This is a genomic window from Pseudomonas sp. TH32 (assembly GCF_016650855.1).
In the GTDB taxonomy this organism is placed as follows: domain Bacteria; phylum Pseudomonadota; class Gammaproteobacteria; order Pseudomonadales; family Pseudomonadaceae; genus Aquipseudomonas.
Genome location: NZ_JAEKFA010000002.1, coordinates 1,069,342 through 1,090,456, shown reverse-complemented (window position 1 = coordinate 1,090,456; position 21,115 = coordinate 1,069,342). Strand labels below are relative to the sequence as shown.

At 63.5% G+C, this 21,115-nt stretch carries 18 protein-coding genes; 13 read left to right on the top strand and 5 right to left on the bottom strand.

The window, feature by feature from the left end:
• The first annotated feature begins 11 nt into the window (after positions 1–11).
• The 3 genes from JFV30_RS08730 (at position 12) to JFV30_RS08720 (ending at position 4,296) form a co-directional block, all read left to right on the top strand.
• Complete coding sequence (locus tag JFV30_RS08730) at positions 12–1,400, top strand: amidase (RefSeq protein ID WP_010173735.1); 1,389 nt, start codon at positions 12–14, stop codon at positions 1,398–1,400.
• Between the two features lie 94 nt (positions 1,401–1,494).
• Positions 1,495–2,847, top strand: coding sequence for a citrate-proton symporter (locus JFV30_RS08725; RefSeq protein WP_237150971.1), 1,353 nt, complete (start codon positions 1,495–1,497; stop codon positions 2,845–2,847).
• Positions 2,848–2,949: 102 nt separating this feature from the next.
• The gene (locus tag JFV30_RS08720; protein WP_201123085.1) at positions 2,950–4,296 is read left to right on the top strand and encodes an OprD family outer membrane porin; all 1,347 of its coding nucleotides are present in this window, start codon (positions 2,950–2,952) and stop codon (positions 4,294–4,296) included.
• A gap of 3 nt (positions 4,297–4,299) precedes the next feature.
• Here JFV30_RS08720 and JFV30_RS08715 read toward each other — a convergent pair whose 3' ends face one another.
• Both JFV30_RS08715 and JFV30_RS08710 read right to left on the bottom strand, forming a co-directional pair.
• The gene (locus JFV30_RS08715) at positions 4,300–5,202 is read right to left on the bottom strand and encodes a LysR family transcriptional regulator (protein WP_017475444.1); all 903 of its coding nucleotides are present in this window, start codon (positions 5,200–5,202) and stop codon (positions 4,300–4,302) included.
• A 762-nt stretch (positions 5,203–5,964) separates the two neighbouring features.
• A complete protein-coding gene (locus tag JFV30_RS08710) occupies positions 5,965–6,906 on the bottom strand; it encodes an IS110 family transposase (RefSeq protein WP_201121537.1) in 942 nt (313 codons plus the stop codon).
• Positions 6,907–7,304: 398 nt separating this feature from the next.
• Between JFV30_RS08710 and JFV30_RS08705 the strand changes: the two genes are divergently transcribed.
• The 10 genes from JFV30_RS08705 (at position 7,305) to JFV30_RS08660 (ending at position 17,515) form a co-directional block, all read left to right on the top strand.
• A complete protein-coding gene (locus tag JFV30_RS08705) occupies positions 7,305–8,075 on the top strand; it encodes a FadR/GntR family transcriptional regulator (RefSeq protein WP_003215747.1) in 771 nt (256 codons plus the stop codon).
• 96 nt (positions 8,076–8,171) lie between these two features.
• Positions 8,172–9,374 carry an ABC transporter substrate-binding protein gene (locus tag JFV30_RS08700; RefSeq protein WP_010175096.1) on the top strand — a complete coding sequence of 401 codons (1,203 nt, stop codon included), beginning with the start codon at positions 8,172–8,174 and terminating at the stop codon, positions 9,372–9,374.
• A 67-nt stretch (positions 9,375–9,441) separates the two neighbouring features.
• Positions 9,442–10,302 (top strand): branched-chain amino acid ABC transporter permease, encoded by an 861-nt coding sequence (locus JFV30_RS08695; protein ID WP_003215751.1) that lies wholly within the window; start codon positions 9,442–9,444, stop codon positions 10,300–10,302.
• Position 10,303: 1 nt separating this feature from the next.
• Entirely contained in the window at positions 10,304–11,314 is a 1,011-nt protein-coding gene (locus JFV30_RS08690; RefSeq protein WP_177045853.1) for a branched-chain amino acid ABC transporter permease, read from the top strand.
• Positions 11,311–12,060 carry an ABC transporter ATP-binding protein gene (locus tag JFV30_RS08685; protein WP_010175101.1) on the top strand — a complete coding sequence of 250 codons (750 nt, stop codon included), beginning with the start codon at positions 11,311–11,313 and terminating at the stop codon, positions 12,058–12,060. The genes JFV30_RS08690 and JFV30_RS08685 overlap by 4 nt, the downstream gene beginning before the upstream one ends.
• A complete protein-coding gene (locus tag JFV30_RS08680) occupies positions 12,060–12,755 on the top strand; it encodes an ABC transporter ATP-binding protein (protein ID WP_201123083.1) in 696 nt (231 codons plus the stop codon). Before JFV30_RS08685 ends, JFV30_RS08680 begins: the two co-directional genes overlap by 1 nt.
• A 13-nt stretch (positions 12,756–12,768) precedes the next feature.
• Positions 12,769–14,040, top strand: coding sequence for a Zn-dependent hydrolase (locus tag JFV30_RS08675; protein WP_201123081.1), 1,272 nt, complete (start codon positions 12,769–12,771; stop codon positions 14,038–14,040).
• Positions 14,037–15,440, top strand: coding sequence for an amidase (locus JFV30_RS08670; protein WP_201123079.1), 1,404 nt, complete (start codon positions 14,037–14,039; stop codon positions 15,438–15,440). Before JFV30_RS08675 ends, JFV30_RS08670 begins: the two co-directional genes overlap by 4 nt.
• Before the next feature lie 155 nt (positions 15,441–15,595).
• On the top strand, positions 15,596–16,459 hold the full coding sequence (locus JFV30_RS08665) for a LysR family transcriptional regulator (RefSeq protein WP_010175108.1): 864 nt from the start codon (positions 15,596–15,598) through the stop codon (positions 16,457–16,459).
• 51 nt (positions 16,460–16,510) lie between these two features.
• Positions 16,511–17,515: a LacI family DNA-binding transcriptional regulator gene (locus tag JFV30_RS08660; RefSeq protein ID WP_010175110.1), complete on the top strand. Its 1,005-nt coding sequence runs from the start codon at positions 16,511–16,513 to the stop codon at positions 17,513–17,515.
• Here JFV30_RS08660 and JFV30_RS08655 read toward each other — a convergent pair.
• From JFV30_RS08655 to JFV30_RS08645, 3 genes are all read right to left on the bottom strand, one after another.
• Positions 17,512–18,237, bottom strand: coding sequence for an SDR family oxidoreductase (locus tag JFV30_RS08655; protein WP_201123077.1), 726 nt, complete (start codon positions 18,235–18,237; stop codon positions 17,512–17,514). The genes JFV30_RS08660 and JFV30_RS08655 overlap by 4 nt on opposite strands.
• 226 nt (positions 18,238–18,463) lie before the next feature.
• On the bottom strand, positions 18,464–19,996 hold the full coding sequence (locus JFV30_RS08650) for an FGGY-family carbohydrate kinase (RefSeq protein ID WP_201123075.1): 1,533 nt from the start codon (positions 19,994–19,996) through the stop codon (positions 18,464–18,466).
• A 1-nt stretch (position 19,997) separates the two neighbouring features.
• Positions 19,998–21,077, bottom strand: coding sequence for an alcohol dehydrogenase catalytic domain-containing protein (locus JFV30_RS08645; protein WP_177045839.1), 1,080 nt, complete (start codon positions 21,075–21,077; stop codon positions 19,998–20,000).
• Positions 21,078–21,115 lie beyond the last annotated feature (38 nt).

The window sequence follows — 21,115 nt, the reverse complement described above, 5'->3', positions numbered from 1 at the left end:
GGAAGCGTTCGATGACTGACCTGCACACCCTTACGGCCGCCGAACTGCTGGCGCAATTCGCCAGCCGGCAACTCGCGCCCATCGACTATTACGACCAGCTCCTGGCCCATATCGACCGCTGGGAGCCGCAGATCAACGCGCTCTACGCCTTCGACCCGCAGCAGGTGCGCCAGCAGGCCCAGGCCTCCACCGAACGCTGGAACAAGGGCCAACCCAACGGCGCCCTCGACGGCGTGCCGGTGACCCTCAAGGAATTGATCGCCACCGAAGGCGTGCCCATTCCCCTTGGCAGCGCCGCCACCCGCCTGACCCCGGCCCTCAAGGACGCACCGCCCGCCGCCCGCATGCGTGAAGCGGGCGCGATCATTCTGGCCAAGACCACCAACCCGGATTTCGGCATGCTGTCTTCCGGCCTGTCGAGCTTCCATGGCATCACCCGCAACCCGTGGAATACCGCCAACAACACCGGCGGCTCCAGCTCCGGTGCGGCCGCTGCGGCCGCCGCCGGCTATGGCCCGCTGCACGTGGGCACCGACATCGGCGGCTCGGTGCGCCTGCCCGCCGCCTGGTGTGGCCTGGTGGGGTTCAAGCCGACCCTGGGGCGCATCCCCATCGACCCGTACTACACCGGCCGCGCCGCCGGCCCCATGACCCGTACGGTCGACGACTGCGTGCTGCTGATGCAACACCTGGCCCGCCCCGATGCCCGCGACGCCACCAGCCTGCCGCCGCTCACCACTGCATGGAGCAACCAGCCGCTGTCGGTCAAGGGCCTGCGCGTCGGCCTGATGCTCGAACCCGGGGTGGGCATGCAGCCGGAAGGCTTCGTGTGTGAAGCCGTGGAGCAGGCAGCGCGATTGTTCGAAGCCCATGGCGCGAAGGTCACGCTGATCCCGCCGATCATGGACCGCAACCAACTCGACGGCCTCGACCACTTCTGGCGCGCTCGCCAGTGGGGCGACTTGTCGGCCCTGAGCAGCGAGCAGTTCGACAAGGTCTTGCCCTACATCCGCGACTGGGCCGCGCCGGGTGCCGAGATCAGTGGCGTACAGGCCGTGAAGGGCTTCAACCAGACGTTCGAAATGCGCCGCCGCGCCGCGCAGGTGTTCAACGAACTCGACCTGGTGCTGTCCCCCACCAATCAGGTCAACGCCTTCCCGGCCGAGTGGCCGTCACCGAGCAACGACCCGCAATTGCCGTTCGAGCACATCGTGTTCACCGTGCCCTGGAACATGGGCGAACAACCGGCGCTGTCGATCAACTGCGGTTTCGCCGCCGATGGCATGCCCATCGGCCTGCAGATGATCGCCCCGCGCTTCGCCGATCAATGGCTGCTGCAAATCGCTAAAACCTACGAGAGCTGGCGTGGCGCAATCCACCACTGGCCGAATCCTTCCTGACTTTGACGCTGTAAGAACTGCCCACCCACACGCCAGCTCCGGGCCGCACCGGCCGGGAGCTCGGACGACCTATAACTAAAATCGAGGGGCTGGTATGCACACTGAGCAATTGACACGATCCGATCCTGATCACGCACCCGAAACACCGTCCCCGGACGCCGGCAAAAAGAGCATCTTCGCCGTGGTCCTGGGTAACGCCGTGGAGTTTTTCGACTTTGGTGTGTACGCAACCTTTGCGGTGATGATCGGCCACACGTTTTTCCCGTCCGACAGCGCCTTCGTCAGCTTGATGCTGTCGGTCACGGCCTTCGGTATCGGCTTTATCGTCCGGCCCCTGGGCGCAGTACTGATCGGCGCCTACGCCGACCGTGTCGGGCGCAAACCGGCGATGCTGTTGACCCTGGTGATGATGGCCGTGGGCACCGGCAGCATCGCGATATTGCCCGGCTACGAGACCATCGGCATCGCCGCGCCGATCCTGCTGGTGGTCACCCGCATGATCCAGGGCCTGGCCTGGGGCGGTGAGGCCGGCCCCGCCACCACCTACATCCTCGAAGCTGCGCCACCGCACAAACGCGGCACCTATGCCTGCTGGCAAGTGGTTGCCCAGGGCGTGGCCGCCATGGTGGCCGGGCTGGTGGGGTTCACCCTGACCAAAGTCATGTCCCCGGAAGACCTCAACAGCTGGGGCTGGCGCGTACCGTTCGTGTTCGGCCTGCTGGTGTTGCCGATCGGTATCTACATCCGTCGCAACCTTGCCGAAACCTTCCACGGCCATGGCGAGCAGACCAGCACCGGCGACCTGGTGCGGGAAGTCTGCGGCAAACACCGGCGCGCACTGGTGCTGGGGCTGCTGATCCTTTCCGGCAGCACCATCACCCAATACTTCCTCAACTACATGACCACCTTCGCCCTCACCGAGCTGAAGCTGCCCACCAGCATCTCCATGCTCTCGACCCTGGTGGCGGGCGCTGCCATGGCCGTGTGCGCAGTGGCCGGCGGCATGCTCTGCGACCGCTTCGGGCGCCGGACGATCCTGATGACACCCCGGGTGGTGTTGCTGTTGATCCTGTTCCCGGCCCTGCAACTGATGACCGAGCACCCCAGCCCGGCGACCTTCCTACTGACCCTGGCCGTACTCTCGGGCCTGCACGGCATGAGTGGCGCGGCGCTGATCGTGCTGCTGGTGGAAAGCTTCCCGAAATCCGTGCGCTCCACCGGCTTCTCCATCGTCTACGCCTTCGGTGTGGCGGCGTTTGGCGGCACTGCGCAGATCATCATCACCTGGCTGATCGGCACCACCGGTGACCCGATGTCGCCGGTCTGGTACCTGCTGGTCGCCAACCTGGTGTGCCTCACCGCCGCCTGGTTCGCCAAGGAAACCCGCCCGCCGCTGCCCGGCAGCCCGGCCCGCGAAACCCGGCTCACAGAAGCCCCGGTTCGCTGAACACCTTTTTCCCACTGTCCCGCGTCTTTTCGCCACCGACCGGCAACGCCCAAGGGCCTGCCGGGACGGTCGCCTTACGTCTGATTTGTATGGGGATTTACCATGTATCCACGTCTTTTGCTGGCCGTCACTCTGGCGTCCAGCACCCAGGTTTTCGCTCAGGACAACGCTCAAGCCAGCGCACCGGGCTTCCTCGAAGGCAGCACCCTGGACCTGAACCTGCGTCACTACTACTCCAACCAGCACACTAAGCGCACCACTCACCTGAGCATCAAGAAAGCCGGCGGTATCGAACCCACCCGCGTGCGCGAAACCTGGGTCCAGACCAGCATGCTCAAGTACAGCTCCGGCTACACCCAGGGCCTGATTGGCGTGGGCGTGGACGCGGGAATCTTCAGCGCGGTCAACCTGGAGCGTGGCCACGGCAAGGTCGCCAATGGCGGCGACCGGGTGCTGGTGGACGGCGACGGCGATGCGATTCCCACCTGGAGCCGCCTGGGGGTGGGCGACGTGCGTTTTCGCCTGTCGAGCACCGAAATCAAGGCCGGCCGGCTGATGACCGACAACCCGATCCTGCGCTACAAGGACAACCGCGCCCTGCCCTCCAGCTTCCAGGGTGTGGGCCTGTTCAGCAACGAATTCGACTGGCTGTCGGTGCAGGGCGGCAGCTTCGAACGGGCGATCCCACGCACCGGCACCGGCGCCGAAAAACTCACCACCACCTTCGGCAACCGCGCCTACACCGGCTCACGCATCAGCTACCTGGGGGCCACGGTCAAGCCGGGTTACGGACTGGAAGCCAGCGTCTACGCGTCGCGCTTCGAAGACATGTGGGACCAGACCTACGTCGGCCTGACCCACCGCATCGGCGACAAAAGCGACATCGCCTTGAAGACCGCCTTCAACTACTACCACACCAGCGACTCGGGGGACAAAAACCTCGGCTACATCGACAACAACGCCGCCAGCCTGGCCTTCACCGCCACGCACCTGGCCCATAGCCTGACCCTGGCCTGGCAGCAGGTGTTCGGCAACGAATACTTCGACTACGTGTGGGAGTCCACCGGCAACTACATGGCCAACTCGCTGTACTCGGACTACAACGGCCCCAACGAAAAGTCCTGGCAACTGCGCTACGACCTGGACTTCGCCGCCTACGGCGTGCCCGGCCTCACCGCCAGCGTGTGGCACGCCAAGGGCTGGGACATCGACGGCACCCACTACGACGGCGACCGCAACGGCCACAACACCGGCTACAACGTGCGCAGCCTGGACGGCGCCAAGCACAACGAAAACGGCTTGATGCTGGCCTACGTGATCCAGTCCGGAACCCTCAAGAACAGCGTACTGCGCACCATCGTCTACAACCACCGCGCCAGCGGCGGGCAGATCGACGGCAGCTACGACGAGTTCCGCCTCGTCGCCAATGTACCGATCAATATCTTCTGAGGCTCAGTTCAACGAACAGCGCTGCATCGCCCCCGCCAGCATCTCCTGGCACTTGAGCACCGCCACCGAGCGGGGGCGGTTGCGGTACACACACAGGTCGATGCGGATGCGCCCGAGGTCTTCATCGGCGATCGGCACGGCTACCAGGCCGTCACCCAAGTCACGCACGTCTGCCTCTACCTGGGGCAAAATCAACACGGCTGCCCGTTGCCGGGCCAGGCTCTTCTGCACTTCCAGGGAGCTGGTGGTGAACACCGGTTCGAGGGTCACACCGCGTTTTTTCGCGGCCACTTCCAGGGCTTGGCGCACGCCGTAGGCCGAGTCGGGGATCGCCAGGGGCTGGCCTTCCAGTTCGCTCAATTCGATGCTTTCACGCTGGGCGAAGGGGTGTTCGGCGCTGACCAGCACCCGGTGCCATAACTGGCAGTGGGCGGTGACTTCGACGTCGGCGCGCTCTTGCAGGTAGAACGCCAGGCCCAGGTCGGCTTCGCCGCTGCACAATGCGTCGAGGGTGGCGGAGGCGCTGGCGATCACGATGTTGAAGGTGACCTTGGGGTGGGCGCGATAGAACGTGGCGAGTACCGGGGCGAGCACGGTGGAAACGATACTTTCTGACACATGGATGCTGATGTTACCGGCCACCTGGCTTTGGCGGCTGGCGATGACTTCGCGTACCTGGTCGAGGCCGCGCAGGGTTGAGGTGACTTGTTCGGCGAGGCATTCGCCCTCGGCGGTGAGGCGGATGCCGCGGGGGCCGCGCTCAATCAGGGCGGCGCCGAAGAAGTGTTCGAGGTGTTCGATCTGGCGGCTGACGGCGGTGGGGGTGACGTATAGACGCTCCGCCGCTTTACGCAACGAAGCGCAGCGGGCGACCTCGTGGAAATAGCGCAAGGCGCGTAGTTGCATGGCGGGGTGCTCCTTTTTTGGGGCTCGGGGTGGGGGAGGCAATTACTGCGCCAGCTGTTCTGTTTTGGGTACATATCCATTTCTTCGGTAACGGCGGCTTAGGGTTTCGCTCTTACAGCGACTCACTTTGGAAGAGCCCCAAAGTAAGCAAAGGGCTCTGCCCCGCCTGTCGGCACCTCGCCTAGGCTCGGTGTTCCCTCACTCCGGCATTGCTCCGCGGGCCGCCGCGACGGGGCGTCCCTGCCCCGTCGCGGCTAAACCGGCGTCCTGCCGGTTTACCCGCTCCTCAATCCCTACGTTCGGCCTCGGGCTTATTGGGGCAGTCAGATCAAGATCAAAAGCAAGAGCACAGCGGCCTACAGGCCGGCTTGAGTGGTAGAAGCCAGATCAAAAGCCAAAGCAGAGCCGCTTTTCTGTAGGAGCCGGCTTGCCGGCGAAAAACCTGAGGTCGCCGCGTTGAATCAGGACGTCATCGTTAACGACCATCGCCGGCAAGCCAGCTCCTACAGGGGGACTGTGCCCGCTGTAGATTTTGATTTTGATTTTGCCTTTGCTTCACACCACTCAAGCCGGCCTGTAGGCCGCTGTGCTCTTGATCTGCTTTTGATCTTGATCTTAGGCGCCCCGTTAAACCACGCTGGCCGAACGCAGGCTTTGGAGCGTGGGTAACCCGGCAGGACGCCGGGTTAGCCGCGCTGGGCCAAGGATGGCCCATCGCGGCGGCCCACGGTCCAAAGCCGGAGTGAGCAACCGTGTCGAAATTCAAGCCATTTCAGCGAAATGCTTTTGATCGCGCACCATCGCATTCAGGATCGTCAGCAACTTTCTCATGCATGCCACCAGCGCTACTTTCTTCGTCTTCCCTGCAGCAAGCAGGTGGTTGTAAAACCTCTCGATCACCGGGTTATGGCTCTTCGAGGATAAGACAGCCATGTAAAGGACACTTCGCACCTCAGCTCGACCACCCCATATCCGTCTACGTCCTTTGTAGAGGCCGCTATCGCAGTTAAAAGGGGCCACGCCAACCAATGCAGCCACTTGTTTGCGATTAACCTTGCCCAGCTCCGGAACCATTGCCAGCAGCGAAAGTGCGAGCACATTGCCAACGCCCGATACCTCGCGCAGCAAATCATAATTGGCCTTCCAAGCCGGCGAAGCTTTGATCGCTTCGTGCAAGTCATCGTCTGTGCTTTTAAGGCGCTTTTGAAGCCAGACGATATGTGCCTTGATGTCCCGTCGAAGTGCCTTGAATACCGCCTGTTTCAGTCGAGACTCTTCCGCCACGATCATATCGATGAGCTGGCGGCGTCGAGTCAGTAGATCCGCCAGTTCACGAGCGTGTTCATCTGGCATCTCCCGAATCTCGGGTTTGACCGCCTGGGCAAACTCCGCAATCACCTGGGCATCCAGAGCGTCGGTTTTCGCCAGCCTACCGGTCGCCTTGGCGAAATCACGAACCTGACGGGGATTGACAACAACAACGGGTAATCCAGCAGCACAAAGCTCGGCAGCGGCAAGCCGCTCATATCCACCAGTTGCTTCCAGCACCACCAAAACCGGCTCCTGAGCCTTGAGATGTTTAGCTAAACGCTGGATATCTTCTTGAGTATTGAAAAACTGTTCGACTTGGCCAGTAGTGCTGACGAATGAGTCGAGCTTGTTTTTGGAAACATCAATTCCGACGAACGCAGAGTCATGGTCCATAGCGTTTTCCTCACGTCCAACCTTGCAGAATCGGGCTTTGCGCCCAGGCAACCGTTCGGACTAGTTTAGGAAGGAACCTGCTCCGACCCATGCTCACTCACGATCTCGAAATCAGAGGGCACTACGGTCTGAAGCAGGTGAAAACAATCTTACAAGGGCACACCGAGCCTAGGCGAGGTGCCGAGTGGTGGGGCAAGAGCGTTTTGCTTACTTTTGCGCTTTTCAAAAGTGAGCCGCTGTAAGAGCGGAACCCATAGCAGCCCTGACCGCAGCAACGGATATACACACCCACCCCATTTACGACCCATCCAAACCAAAAGCGACCCCCTCCGTTGACGCCCCACCCCAAACCCCTATTAAGTACTATTAATCCGCATTAATAGGATCAATCAACCACCATGCTAAGCCGCCCGTTGCGCCGCAAACGCCAGAAGCTCTCCGACGTGATCGTCGAGTCGGTCAAGCGCTCCATCGTCACCGATGCCCTCAAGCCCGGCGACCGCTTGCCCACCGAACGCGAGTTGATGGAAAGCTTCCAGTGCTCCAAAGGCTCCGCCCGCGAAGCCCTCAAGGCGCTGGAAGTCGAAGGCCTGGTCAACACCCGCACCGGCCCCAGCGGCGGGGCCTACCTCAACCAGGCCGGCACCGAACCCGCCAGCCGCGCCCTGCGCAACTACCTGCACTTCCAGCACCTGGACGGCGAACAGGTCTACCAACTGCGCAAAGTCATCGAAGTCGAACTCGCCGTCTCCGTGCTGGGCCGCCTGAGCGAAGACGACTACCGCGCCCTCCAGGACAATGTCGATTTTTGCAGCGCACCCGAAGACAGCGAAGCCGGCCAACGCGAACAACGCATCGCCGAACTGGAATTCCACAACCTGCTGGCCAAGGCCTGCCCCAACCCTCTACTGAGTTTCATGGCGCAGTTCCTCAACGACTTATTGCGCGACCTGGTGGTGCTGAAAAAAGCCTACAAGCCCAAGCGCAAGCAATTCGACGCCGCCAACCTCGACTACCACAAGCAACTGCTGATCGCGTTCCGGGCCGAAGATGAAGCCACCGTACGCAGCCTGATGCACGAACACATGTGCGACGCCGAACACCACATGACCGCACTGGAAGGTGAAGTCAGCCCGCACTTTCTGCTGGAGTTCGACCACAACCACTGACACCCCCAAAAACCAAATAGAAGGCCTGCCCACAGGCCGTGCTCCACCGTATCGCCATTGCCACTCCTGCCAATAACTAATCCAGGGAGTCACCCCATGCAGCGTCGTACGTTGTTGAAAGCCAGTCTCACCGCCGCAGCCGCTCTCAGCCTCCCGCTGGGTGTGCGCTCGGCATTCGCCGCCGAGCCCTTTACCTTTTACGGCCTCAAGTCCATGTCTGGCGCCTTTGCCAGTTATGGCAAATTTGCCGACATGGGTTCACGCCTCGCGGTAGAACAACACCCCGAGTTGCTCGGTCGCCCGCTGAACTACAAGGTGATCGACACCGAAGGCAACGCCGGCAAGGCCGTGCGCAAGGTCCAGGAAGCGATCCAGCAGGACGGTGCACGCTTCTTCCAGGGCTGCACCCTGTCGTCTTCGGCACTCGCCGTCGCCAAGGAAGTGAGCAAGGCCGGCGGCGTGTTCATGACCCCGGTGGGCGCCGACGAGGTCACCGGCAAGGACTGCAACAGCGCCACCTTCCGCTGGTCAGTCCCCACCTATGGCGCGATCCGCGAAACTCTCGTGCCGCTGATCAAGCTGCTGCCGGACGCCAAGCGCTGGTACACCATCACCCCACAATATGTGTTCGGCGAAGCCCTGCTCGAAGGTGCCAAATCGGTCCTGGCCGAACATGGCCTGGAACACGCCGGCAACAGCTACCACTCGCTGCAGGAACAGGAATTCTCCGGCTACCTGACCAATGCCATCGCCGCCAAACCCGACGTACTGGTGCTGCTGAACTTCGGCAGCCAGTCGTCCAACACCCTGCGCCAGGCGGTGAACTTCGGTATCAAGGAACGCATGAAAGTGCTGCTGGTGTGGTCCGCCGGCCTCGACCAGTTCCAGGAGCTGGGCAGCGACGTACTGGAAGGCGTGTACCTCGGCGCGCAGTACTGGCATCAGGTCGACACCCCGCTCAACCGCGACCTGGTGAAACTGACCAAGGCCAAATACGGCATCAACCCCACCTACCCGCTGGCCGCCGACTACATCAGCACCAAGGTCATGCTGGAAACCATCATCTCCACCGGCAGTTTCGACGGGCCGACCGTGGCCAAGGCCATGCAGGGCCTGAGCTACGAAGGCCCCACCGGCAAGGAATCGATCCGCGCCGGCGACCATCAGGTGATCAAGGATTACTACCTGCTGGTGGGCAAGGCGGCAGGCGACATGGCCGACAAGGACGACCTGGCCAAGGTGCTCAGCGCCGGCCAGTCGTTCCCGCCGGTGGAAGCCACGGGCTGCGTGCTCGGCTGATCTGCTGAAAATCTACTGGTGACACAGCGCAGGGCCGCTCACGCGGCCGCCTGCCGAGGGTTCCTGCATGCTTAATCTTTACCTGTTCCAGATTCTCAACGGCCTGGGCCTTGGGATGATTTACTTCCTGATCGCGGTCGGCTTGACGATCATTTTCGGCCTGCTGAACTTCGTCAACTTCGCCCACGGTGCATTCTTTTTACTGGGCGCCTACATCTGCTACACCGCCGTCAGTCTCACCGGCAGCTTCTGGCTGGCGCTGCTGATCGCGCCGCTGGTGGTGGCCGCGCTGGCCTGGGTGATCGAGCGATTATTGATCCAGCGGATTTATCACTTGCCGCACATGTTCCAGATTCTGGTGACCCTGGGGATAGCCCTGATCATCCAGGAAGCCAGCGTGATGATCTGGGGCCCGGTGGGCAAAAGCGTCGCGGTGCCGGAGTTGCTGCGCGGGGTGCTGGTGGTGGGCGATTTCGTCTATCCCTACTATCGCCTGTTCCTGATCGTGTTCTCCGGCCTCGTCGGCCTTGGCCTGTGGCTGCTGCTGGAACGCACGCGCTTCGGTGCCCTGGTGCGGGCCGGCAGTGAAAGCACGGAGACCGTGTCTCTGCTGGGCACCAACATCTTTCGCCTGTTCTCCATGACGTTTGCCCTCGGCGTGGCCCTGGCCGGCGTCGCCGGTGTGCTGTTTGCCCCGTTGCGCGGTGCCCAGCCCTTTGTCGGCCCGGAAATCCTCGGCGTGGCCTTCGTGGTGGTGGTGATCGGCGGCATGGGTTCCTTCAGCGGTGCACTGGTCGGCGGCCTGCTGGTCGGCGTGGTGCAAAGCCTGATGACCACACTCTGGCCCCAGGGCGCGAGCCTGATGATCTACGGCGCAATGGCCGTGGTGATCCTGGTGCGTCCTTACGGCCTGTTCGGGAGAGCCTGACATGAGCGAGAAAAATCCCCTGCCGTTTGCCAAGACCCAGTCGCGCTACATGCTGCTGTTGGTGCTGGCGGTATTGATCGGCCTACCGTTGATTTTGCCCTCGGCGACCCTGGCCACCGAGATTCTGATATTTGCCATGGCCGCCCTCGCCTGCAACCTGTTGCTGGGTTACACCGGGCTGTTGTCGTTCGGCCAAGGCATCTTCTTCGGGGCCGGCGCCTATTGCGCGGCGCTGTTGATGATTCACCTGCAGCTCGGCCTGTTCAGCGCACTGTTGGGCGCCGCCGTCGCCGGTGGTTTCCTGGCGTTTCTGGTGGGTGCCCTGGCGATCCGCCGCACCGGCATTTACTTCGTGATGCTGACCCTGGCCTTCAGCCAGATGGCCTACTTCGTCGCCTATACCCTGAGCGACTGGACCGGCGGCGACAACGGCTTGCTCAGCGTGCCACGTCCGGAAATCCGTATCGGTGACACGGTGCTGTTGTCTCTCACCGATGCCCGCGCGTTCTACGGATTTGTCGCAGTGCTGTTCCTGCTGATCTTCATCGGGGCACGCAGGGTGATCGCCTCGCCGTTCGGCAGCACGCTGATGGCGATTCGCGAAAACGAAACCCGCGCTTCGGCCATCGGCTACGACACCCGCCACTTCAAGATCCTGGTGTTCGTGTTGTCCGGCGCCGTCACCGGGATCGCCGGGGCGCTGTACGCGATGCTGCTGCACTTTGTGCCGCTGTCGAATATCGACCTGGCGATGTCCGAAAACATCCTGATCATGACCATCGTCGGTGGTACCGGCTCACTGTTCGGCTCCTTGCTGGGCGCCGGTTCCATCGTGCTGCTGGGGGACTTCCTCTCCGACCTGTGGCCGCGCTGGCTGATGCTGCTGGGGGTGATTCTGATCCTGGTGGTGATCTTCATGCGCGGCGGTTTGTGGGGCGGGTTGTCGACGCTGTTCGAACGTGTGCGTGGCAGCCGCAAGGCCGACGTTGTGACCAAGGAGAAGCTGTCATGAGCATCCTGTTGGAAACCAAGAATCTGGAACTGGCCTACGGTGCGTTCCACGCGGTGAACGGCGTCAACCTTAAGGTGCAAGCCGGTACCATCCACACCATCATCGGCCCCAACGGCGCCGGTAAGACGAGCCTGTTCCACTGCCTGACCGGCGAACGCCAGGCCACCGCCGGGGCGATTCATTTCGACGGCAAGAACCTGATGCGCAAACCGGCCCACGGTCGCGTCGGCCTGGGCATGGCCCGTTCGTTCCAGCTCACCAGCCTGTTCCAGAACCTCAGCGTGCGCGAGAACCTGCGCCTCGCCGCCCAGGGCCGCGACGGCGCCCGCGCCCTGAACTTCTGGCGCCGGGTCGACAGCAAGCGCGAGCACCTGGAGATGGCCGACCAGGTGCTGGAACGCCTGCAACTCACCGCCCGCGCCGACACCCTGGCTGGCGAGTTGTCCCACGGCCAGCAGCGGGTGCTGGAGGTCGGTATGTCGATTTGCTCCAAACCCAAGCTGCTGATGCTCGACGAGCCCACCTCGGGCATGGGCATCGACGACATTCCGATCATGACCCAACTGATCAGCGACCTCGGCCGCGACCACACCGTGCTGCTGATCGAGCACAACATGAGCATCGTCATGTCCATCAGCCAACGCATCACCGTGATGAGCCACGGCCAGATCCTGGTGGAAGGCACACCGGAATTCGTGCGCGCCGACGAGCGCGTGCGCACCGCCTACCTGGGAGAAGCCGCCTGATGCTGACCGTCGACAATATCCATTCCTACTACGACAAGAGCCACGTCCTTGAAGGCGTGTCCCTGACCGTCAACCCCGGCGAACTGGTGACCCTGCTGGGGCGCAACGGCGCCGGCAAGACCACCACCTTGCGCAGCATCCTCGGGATTATCTGCCCGCGCCAGGGCCAGATCCACTTCAACGGCCAGCCGCTGGTGGGACAGAAAATCTTCGAAATCGCCCGTCAGGGCCTGGCGCTGGTGCCAGAGAACCGCGGGATCTTCCGCCTGCTCACGGTCGAGGAAAACCTGCGCATCGCGGTGCGCAAGACCAGCCGCTGGCAGATGGAAGACGTGTACGGCATGTTCCCGCGCCTCAAGGAACGCCGCAAAAACGCCGGCCATGCGCTGTCTGGCGGTGAGCAACAGATGCTCGCCATCGCCCGTGCACTGCTCAACGATCCCAAGCTGCTGATCCTCGACGAACCCACCGAAGGCCTTGCGCCGGTGATCGTCGACGAGTTGGTGAAGATCCTGCGCAAGGTCAAGGACGACGGGCTGCCGGTGCTGCTGGTGGAACAGAACCTGATGGTCTGCGACAAGCTCGCCGACCGCCATTACGTCCTCGAACAGGGCCGTGTGGTGTACGAAGGCAGTGCCGAAGCCTTCCGCGCCGACCCGACGATCAAGAACCGTTACCTGGCCCTGAGTGCCTGACCGGAGACTGCTGATGAATAGTTTTGCGCAACCGCTCCAGAGCAATGCCCCGCTGATCAACCGCGAACGCCTGTGGCAATCGCTGATGGACCTCGCCCGCCTGGGCGCCACACCCAAGGGCGGGGTGTGCCGCCTGGCCCTCACCGACCTCGACCGCCAGGCCCGCGACCTGTTTGTGCAATGGTGCGAGGCCGCCGGGTGCAGCGTCAGTGTCGACGCCATCGGCAATATCTTTGCCCGCCGTGCCGGGCGCAATCCGGCACTGGCGCCCGTGATGACCGGCAGCCATATCGACACCCAGCCTACCGGCGGCAAGTTCGACGGCTGCTATGGCGTGATGGCCGGCCTGGAGGTGATCCGCACCCTCAACGATTTGAATATGGAGACTGAAGCGCCCATCGAAGTGGTGGTGTGGACCAACGAAGAAGGCTCGCGTTTTCCACCGTGCATGATGGGCTCCGGGGTGTTCGCCGGTAAGTTCGACTTGCAGGAAACCCTCGACAAGCAGGACGAGCATGGCCTGTCGGTGGGCGCCGAATTGCAGCGCATCGGCTACGCCGGTTCCCGCGCCGTGCTGGGCCACCCGGTCGGGGCCTATTTCGAGGCGCATATCGAACAAGGCCCGATACTGGAAGACCAGGCCACCACCATTGGCGTGGTCATGGGCTGCCTGGGGCAGAAGTGGTTCGACCTGACCCTCACCGGCGTCGAAGCCCACGCGGGCCCGACGCCGATGCGCCTGCGCAAGGACGCCCTGGTGGGCGCCGCGCAAGTGGTCAGTGCGGTGAACCGCATCGCCCACGCGCAACAACCCCACGCCTGCGGCACCGTCGGTTGCCTGAGCTTGCACCCCGGCTCGCGCAACGTGATTCCCGGCCAGGTGCACATGACCATCGACTTGCGCCACCTGCACGCCGACAAGCTGCAAGCCATGGTCGATGAAGTGCGCCAGGTGATCGAAGCCACCGCCGAGCAACACGGCCTGAGTTTTGAGCTGACGCCCACCGCCGACTTCCCGCCGCTGGACTTCCACCCCGCCTGCGTCAACGCCGTACGCGACGGCGCAAGCAGCCTGGGCCTGAGCCACATGGACATCGTCAGCGGCGCCGGGCACGACGCGATCTTCGTCGCCGAACTCGGCCCGGCCGGGATGATTTTTGTGCCATGCGAAGGCGGCATCAGCCACAACGAAATCGAAAACGCCGCGCCGGATGACCTGGCGGCGGGCTGCGCAGTGCTGCTGCGGGCCATGGTCAACGCGGCACAAGGAGGTAAAGCAGCATGACGGATATTGCCAACCTGACCGCCGTTGAACTGCTGGCGCACTACCGGGATAAACGCCTGTCGCCGGTAGAAGTCACCGAAGACGCCCTGCTGCGAATCGAACGCTACAACCCGGCGGTCAACGCCTACTGCCATGTCGACCCGGAAGGCGCCTTGAAGGCTGCCCGTGATTCGGAGCAGCGCTGGCTCAAGGGCCAGCCGTGCGGGGCACTGGACGGTGTACCGTCATCCATCAAGGACCTGACGCAGACCATTGGCATGCCGACGCGCAAGGGCTCGCGCACGACCTCAGCCGAGGGCCGGTGGGACGTGGATGCGCCCTTCTCGGCTTTCATGCGCAAGGCCGGCGCGGTGCTGCTGGGCAAGACCACCACACCGGAATTCGGCTGGAAAGGCGTCACCGATAACCCGCTGTATGGCATTACCCGCAACCCGTGGGACACGCGCATGACGGCGGGCGGCTCGTCCGGCGGTGCCGGTGCGGCCGCGGCCTTGAACCTGGGTGTGTTGCACCAGGGCAGCGATGCCGGTGGCTCCATCCGGATTCCCTGCGCCTTCACCGGCACCTTTGGCATCAAGCCGACCTTCGGTTATGTGCCGCAATGGCCGGCCAGTTCGATGACCATTCTGTCGCACCTGGGGCCGATGACCCGCACCGTGGAAGACTCGGTGCTGATGCTGCAAACCATCGCGCAGCCGGACGCGCGGGACGGCTTGGTCGGCGCGCCCCGGACCACGCCGTGGTTGCAGGCCGGGGCTGACTTGAAAGGCCTGCGGGTGGCCTATAGTCCGAACTTTGGCTACGTGAAGGTGGACCCGCAAGTGGCCAGGGTCGTCGCCCAGGCGGTCGAAGGCCTGGTGCAGCTGGGTGCCCAGGTTGAACAGATTGACCCGGGGTTCAGTGATCCGCTGGAGGTGTTCAATACCCTGTGGTTTGCCGGTGCTGCGCGCCTCGCCGGGCCGTTGAGCGAGGCTCAGCGACAACTGATGGACCCGGGCCTGCTGCGCATTGCGCAACTGGGCGAACAGATCAGCCTCAGCGACTACAGCGCCGCGCTGGAAGCGCGGGCGGCCTTGGTGGCGCGTATGGCGGCATTCCATGAGCATTACGATGTGCTGGTGTCGCCGATGATGCCGATCACCGCGTTCGAGGCCGGGCACAACGTGCCGCCGGGTTCGGGCCTTGGGGAATGGATGGAGTGGACGCCGTTTACCTATCCCTTCAACTTGACCCAGCAACCGGCGGCGTCGGTGCCGTGCGGGTTGGCGGCGAACGGGTTGCCGGTGGGGTTGCATGTGGTGGGCGCGCGGTTTGCGGATGAGCAGGTGCTGCGGGTTTGCCAGGCGTATGCCAAGGCGTTCCCGACCGAGCATCTGCAAGCCCCAAAAACCCCAACCTGAAGTGCAAGCAATGTTCAGAGACTGACCAATAACCCTGTGAGCGGTCTTGCCCCGCGCGGGGCAAGCCCGCTCACCACAAAAGCCAGGCACCTGCGCTGATCGCATTCCAATCGCGCATCGCTCTACAATGTCCCCCATTCACTCCCGGGGGTTTCATGGACATCGAACTGGCACGCACCTTCCTCGAAATCACCCGCTGCGGCAGCCTCGCCGCGGCGGCCGAGAAGCTGCACGTCACCCAGACGGCAATCACCGCCCGGGTCAAAAATCTCGAAAGCCAGCTCAACAGCACGCTGTTCGTGCGCAACCGCGCCGGCGCCCGCCTGACCCCGGACGGCGAGGCCTTCGTGGTCTTCGCCAACCAGCTGGTACAAACCTGGGAAGCCGCCCGCCGCGACCTGCCGTTGCCCGACGGCTACCGCAACGTGTTGCACATCGGGGGCGAAGTCAGCCTGTGCAACCCGTTGATGCTCGGTTGGGCCCAGGCCCTGCGCGAGCACATTCCGGGCTACGCCCTGCGCACGGAGATTCGCGAAGGCGAGTACCTGTTGCGCCAACTGGAGCTGGGCGTGCTGGATGCCGCGCTGGTGTTCCAGCCGCAGTACTGGCCGGGGCTGCAGGTGGAGCAGGTGCTGGAAGAGAAATTGATCCTGGTGCAACTGGCGGCCCGGCCCGAGCCCTACGTGTACATCGACTGGGGCCAGGGCTTTCGCCAGCAGCACGACGCGGCCCTGCCGGACAAGGCCCGCGCCGCCCTGAGCTTCAACCTGGGGCCGCTGGCGTTGCAGTACATCCTGGAAAACGGCGGCGCCGGGTATTTCCGCACGCGGGTAGTGCAGAGCTACCTGGACAGCGGCGTGATGGAACGGGTGCCCAAGGCACCGGAGTTCAGCTTCCCGACGTACCTGGTGTATTCCCGCGAGCGCGATTCGGCGGTTTTGCAGCAGGCGCTGGGCTTGCTGCGGGCGGTGGTGGAGGCGGAAAAGGATTGGTCGCAGCGCTGGGATCCGGTGATTTGAAGCCGTGCCCATGGTAGCCTCAGGTTGTTTTCTCCTGGTTTCCCCCTGCCGATGAACAAGAAAAAGTCCGTCACCATCAGCGACATCGCCAAACGGGTCAACATGACCACCATCACGGTGTCCCGGGCGCTGAGCAAGCCTGACCTGGTCAAGCCCGCCACCCTGGCGCGGATTCTCGAAGTGGCGCGGGAGCTGGACTATGTGCCCAACGCGTTTGCCCGCGGGCTCAAGCGCAGCGAAAGCCTGATCATCGGCGTGATCACCGCCTCGGTGGACAACCCCTTCTACAGCGAGATGATCAAGGCGATTTCCCGCGAGGCGAAAAAGCACGGCTACACCATCATGCTGGTGGACACCGACGAGCTGGAAGAGCTGGAAAGCAAGGCGGTCGACACCCTGCTGGGCTACCGCGTGGCGGGTATCATCCTGTCGCCGGTCTCCGATGAGCCGAGCTACCAGCCGGATTATCTGGAGCGCCTGGGCAACGGCAAGACGCCGGTGGTGCTGCTCGACCGCACGATCCACGACAGCCCGTTCAGCCGCGTGGTGCTGGACAACTACCACAGCGGCATCGAGGCCGCGCAGTACCTGCTGCGGCAAACCCCGAACCTCAAGCGCCTGCTGGTGCTGACCGGGCCCGAGCATTCGCGCATCACCATGGAACGCCTCAAAGGCCTGAAAGAAGTGTTGGCCGATCACCCGCAAGTGCACGTCGAGGTGTGCGCCGGCGACTACACGCTGATGCCCTCCTACCTGCACACCCTCGACTACCTGGCCGAACACACGGCGCCGGACGCGATCATGGGCTTCAACCAGCTGATCACCCTCGGCGCCTTGCGCGCGTTGCGCATGCACAACATTCCCCACGACAGCCTGACCATCTGCGGCATCGACCGCCTCCCCTTCGCCGATATCTTCGGCGTGCCGATTGCCTGTGTGGCCCACGACGCGTCGCTGGCCGGCAGCAGCGCGGTGCGACTGCTGCTGGACCGCCTCGAAGACCCGCACAAACCGCGGGACAAGGTGGTGATCGCCGGCAAGCTGGAGAACGGCTAGCGGCTGGTGTAGCCCCCATCGATCGGCAGGCTGACGCCGCTGATCATGCTGGCGGCGTCGCTCAACAGGAACAGCACCGGGAATGCCACTTCCGCCGTTTCGGCAAACCGCCCCAACGGAATCGCCGCCAATGCCGGATCGCGCTTGGCGGGCGCCGACCAGGCCATTTGCGCCATGGGCGTGAGGGTGACGGTGGGGTTGACGCTGTTGACGCGAATCCCGAAACGGCCCCATTCGGCGCATTGCACGCGGGTGATGGCGTCCAGCGCGGCCTTGGAGGCGCAGTAGCCGAGGTGATCGTCCAGCGCCACCAGTGAGGCCTGGCTGGAGACGTTGACGATGCTGCCGGCGATATTTGCTTCAATCATCCCTGCGGCGATTCGGCTGGCGACCTGGGCGGCAGCGCGGGCGTTGACGTTCATCACCTGGTCGAAGGCTTCGGCGCTGATGGCAGCGGCGGGTTCCAGGCGAGAGATGCCGGCGCAGTTGACCAGGCCGTGCATCGGCGGCAAGCCTTGCAGGGCCAGGTCCAGGGCGGCGCTGTCGGCGATGTCCAGGCACAGGGTTTCGCAGCCGAGTCGGGCCAGGGCCTGGGCGTCGCGGCCCAGGGCAAACACCTGGGCACCGCTGGCGATCAGTTGCAGGGCTATTTCCCGGCCGATGCCGCTGCTGGCGCCGGTGACGAGGATGCGCTGGTGGGTGAAGTCAAAGGTAGCGTTCATGGTTCACGTTCTCTAAAACGATGGAGATCCCATGTGGGAGCGGGCTTGCTGTGGTGAGGGGGCTTGTCCCCCGTCGGGTTCACCACAGATTGATGGGGCTGCTTCGCAGCCCAGCGCGGGGCAAGCCCGCTCACCACAGCAAGCCCGCTCACCACAACAAGCCCGCTCACCACAGTAAGCCCGCTCGCCACAGCAAGCCCGCTCCCACATTTGGATCAGTGTTCGCTTAATTCAATTGCAGGCTGTGCATCACCGGTTTCAACGCCGGGTACACTTTCAAATACTCGGCAAACGCCCGGTCATACACCCCGACATTCCCCGCCTCCGGCTCTGCCCGCAGCTCCAGCTGTACCCAGCCCTTCTGCATCTCCCGGTCATCCACCAACCCCACCGCATGGGCCGCCAACAACGCCGCGCCCAACGCCGCTTCCACCTCTTGCACGATGGTGTAGACCGGGTAATGGGTGATGTCCGCGATAATCTGCATCCACAAATCCGAATGGCTGGCCCCGCCCACCACAATCAATCGCGGGTCAAGGGAGTGCGCGCCACGGGTGCCCGCTTCGATGTTGTGCCGCAGGGCAAAACTCACCCCTTCGAGCACCGCGCGGTACAGGTGGATACGGCTGTGATACAGGTTCAGCCCGACAAAGCTGCCGCTGGCCCGGTCATCCCACACCGGGCTGCGTTCGCCCATGAGATAGGGCAGGAACAGCAGCCCTTCACTGCCCGCCGGGATCTTCGCGGCGCTCTGCTCCAGCAGCCACAAACTGTCCTGGCCCGTGTCCTTCGCCTGTTGCTCTTCGGCCTGGCAGAACTGTTCGCGGAACCAGCTCACCGACGCCCCGGCCGTGATCGCGCCGCCGAAGATGTACAGGTCCTGATGGCCGTTATAGACATGGGGCATGCTCACCAGGCCATGCCGCGCGTCCACCTGCTGGTTTAGATAACCCCAGCACATGCTGGTGCCGATCATCGCCACATGATTGCCCGGCCGGGTCACCCCGGCGGCCAGGGTCGCCATGGCCGCATCCACGCCCCCCGCGAGGATCGGCGTACCGGCCTGCAAGCCCAGGCGCGGTGCCCACGCCTCCAGCAAACCGCCGACCACTTCACCGGAATACAGCAAGCGCTCCGGCATCATCGCCAGCGGGATATCCAGCGCCGCCAGCATCTCGGCCGACCAGCCTCGCCGGGCCACATCGTAGACGCCGCCGATATTGCCGGCACTGCTGTGATCCACCGCCACCTCACCGGTCAGGCACGCGTTGATGTAGCTGTTGGGCGGCAGCAGGTAGCGGGTATTGGCCCACACCTGCGGCTGGTGCTGCTTGAGCCAGAGCATCTTGGTGAAGCCGTAGTAGCTGTCCACCGAGTTGCCGGTGACCGCGAACAGCCGCTCCAGGTCCACGTGCTCGCGCACCCACTCCACCTGTTCGCCCGCGCGCCGGTCCATCCAGATCAGGCACGGGTGCAGCGGGGTCATCTGCGCGTCCACGGCAATCCCCGAACCGCCGTACAGGCTACTGATGCACAGCGCCTTGACCTGCTCTTTCGCCACGCCGGCCTTGACCATGCACTGGGCAACACACGCCTCCACCGCGTCCAGCCACACCTGCGGCCACTGCTCGGCCCAGCGCACTTTAGGGGTGTCCACGCGATACCCCTGGCTGTGCTGGGCGATGATCGTACCGTCACCGTCCACCAGCAGCGCCTTGGTGCTTTGCGTGCCGATGTCCACACCCATCACGTAGTTCATCTCAGACCACCGGCTTCAGCAGCACCTTGATCGACTTGGTCGAGTTGGCCAACTCAAAGGCCTCGGCCCAGCTATCCAGCCCGAAGTCATGGGTCACGATGCCCTTGGACGTCAGCAGGCCGCGTTCGAACAGGTCGATGGCCACCGGGTAGCAATACGGCCCGAGGTGCGCGCCGCGTACGTCGAGTTCCTTGCGGTCACCGATGATCGACCAGTCGGCGCTGGTCTCGGCGCCAAACACGCTGAACTCGACAAACCGCCCGAGCTTGCGGATCAATTCCAGGCCCTGGGTGACGCCCGCCGGCACGCCGGTGGTTTCGATGTACACGTCGCAACCGTAGTTGTCGGTCAGGCCGTTGATGATCTCCCGGGCGTTGTCCCGGGACGGGTTGATCACCACATCGGCACCGAACTTCTTCGCCAGTTCCAGGCGCTCATCGACCATGTCGATCACCACCAGTTTCTTCGGGGTTTTCAGCGCCGCCACCTGCACCATGCACAGGCCCAGAGTGCCTGCACCGGCGATCACCAGCACGTCATCCAGCTGGATCTCACCCCGGTTGACGGTGTGAATCGCGCAGGACATCGGCTCGATCAGTGCCGAATCTTCGAGAGACACCGACTCCGGAATCTTGTGCACGATGGCCGTCTTGGGGATGCGCATGTACTGGGCCATGCCGCCTTCGGCCACTTCACGCTGGAAGCCGAAGATGTTGTGCACCTCGCACATCCAGTACTTGCCGGATTTGCAGAAGCGGCACTTGCCGCACGGCACGATCTGCTCGGCGATCACCTTGTCGCCGACCTTCACGTCAAAGTGCTCTTCGGCGCCCTCGCCGGCTTCCACCACGTAGCCGAAAAACTCGTGCCCCGGCACCACCGGTGCCTTGACCCACGGGTTGTCGCCGCCCCAGAACATCGCGGCGCCCGAGTGGCATTTGCAGTCGCTGGCGCAGATGCCGCAGGCGGCGATGCGGATCACCAGTTCATTGACCCGCGCCTGGGGTTTGCTGATGCGTTCCAGGCGGTAGTCTTTAGGGCCGTGGCAGACGACGGCTTGCATTTCGTTGTGCTTTTCCATGATGTGCGGACCTTTCTTGAGCATGAGAGAACCCATCG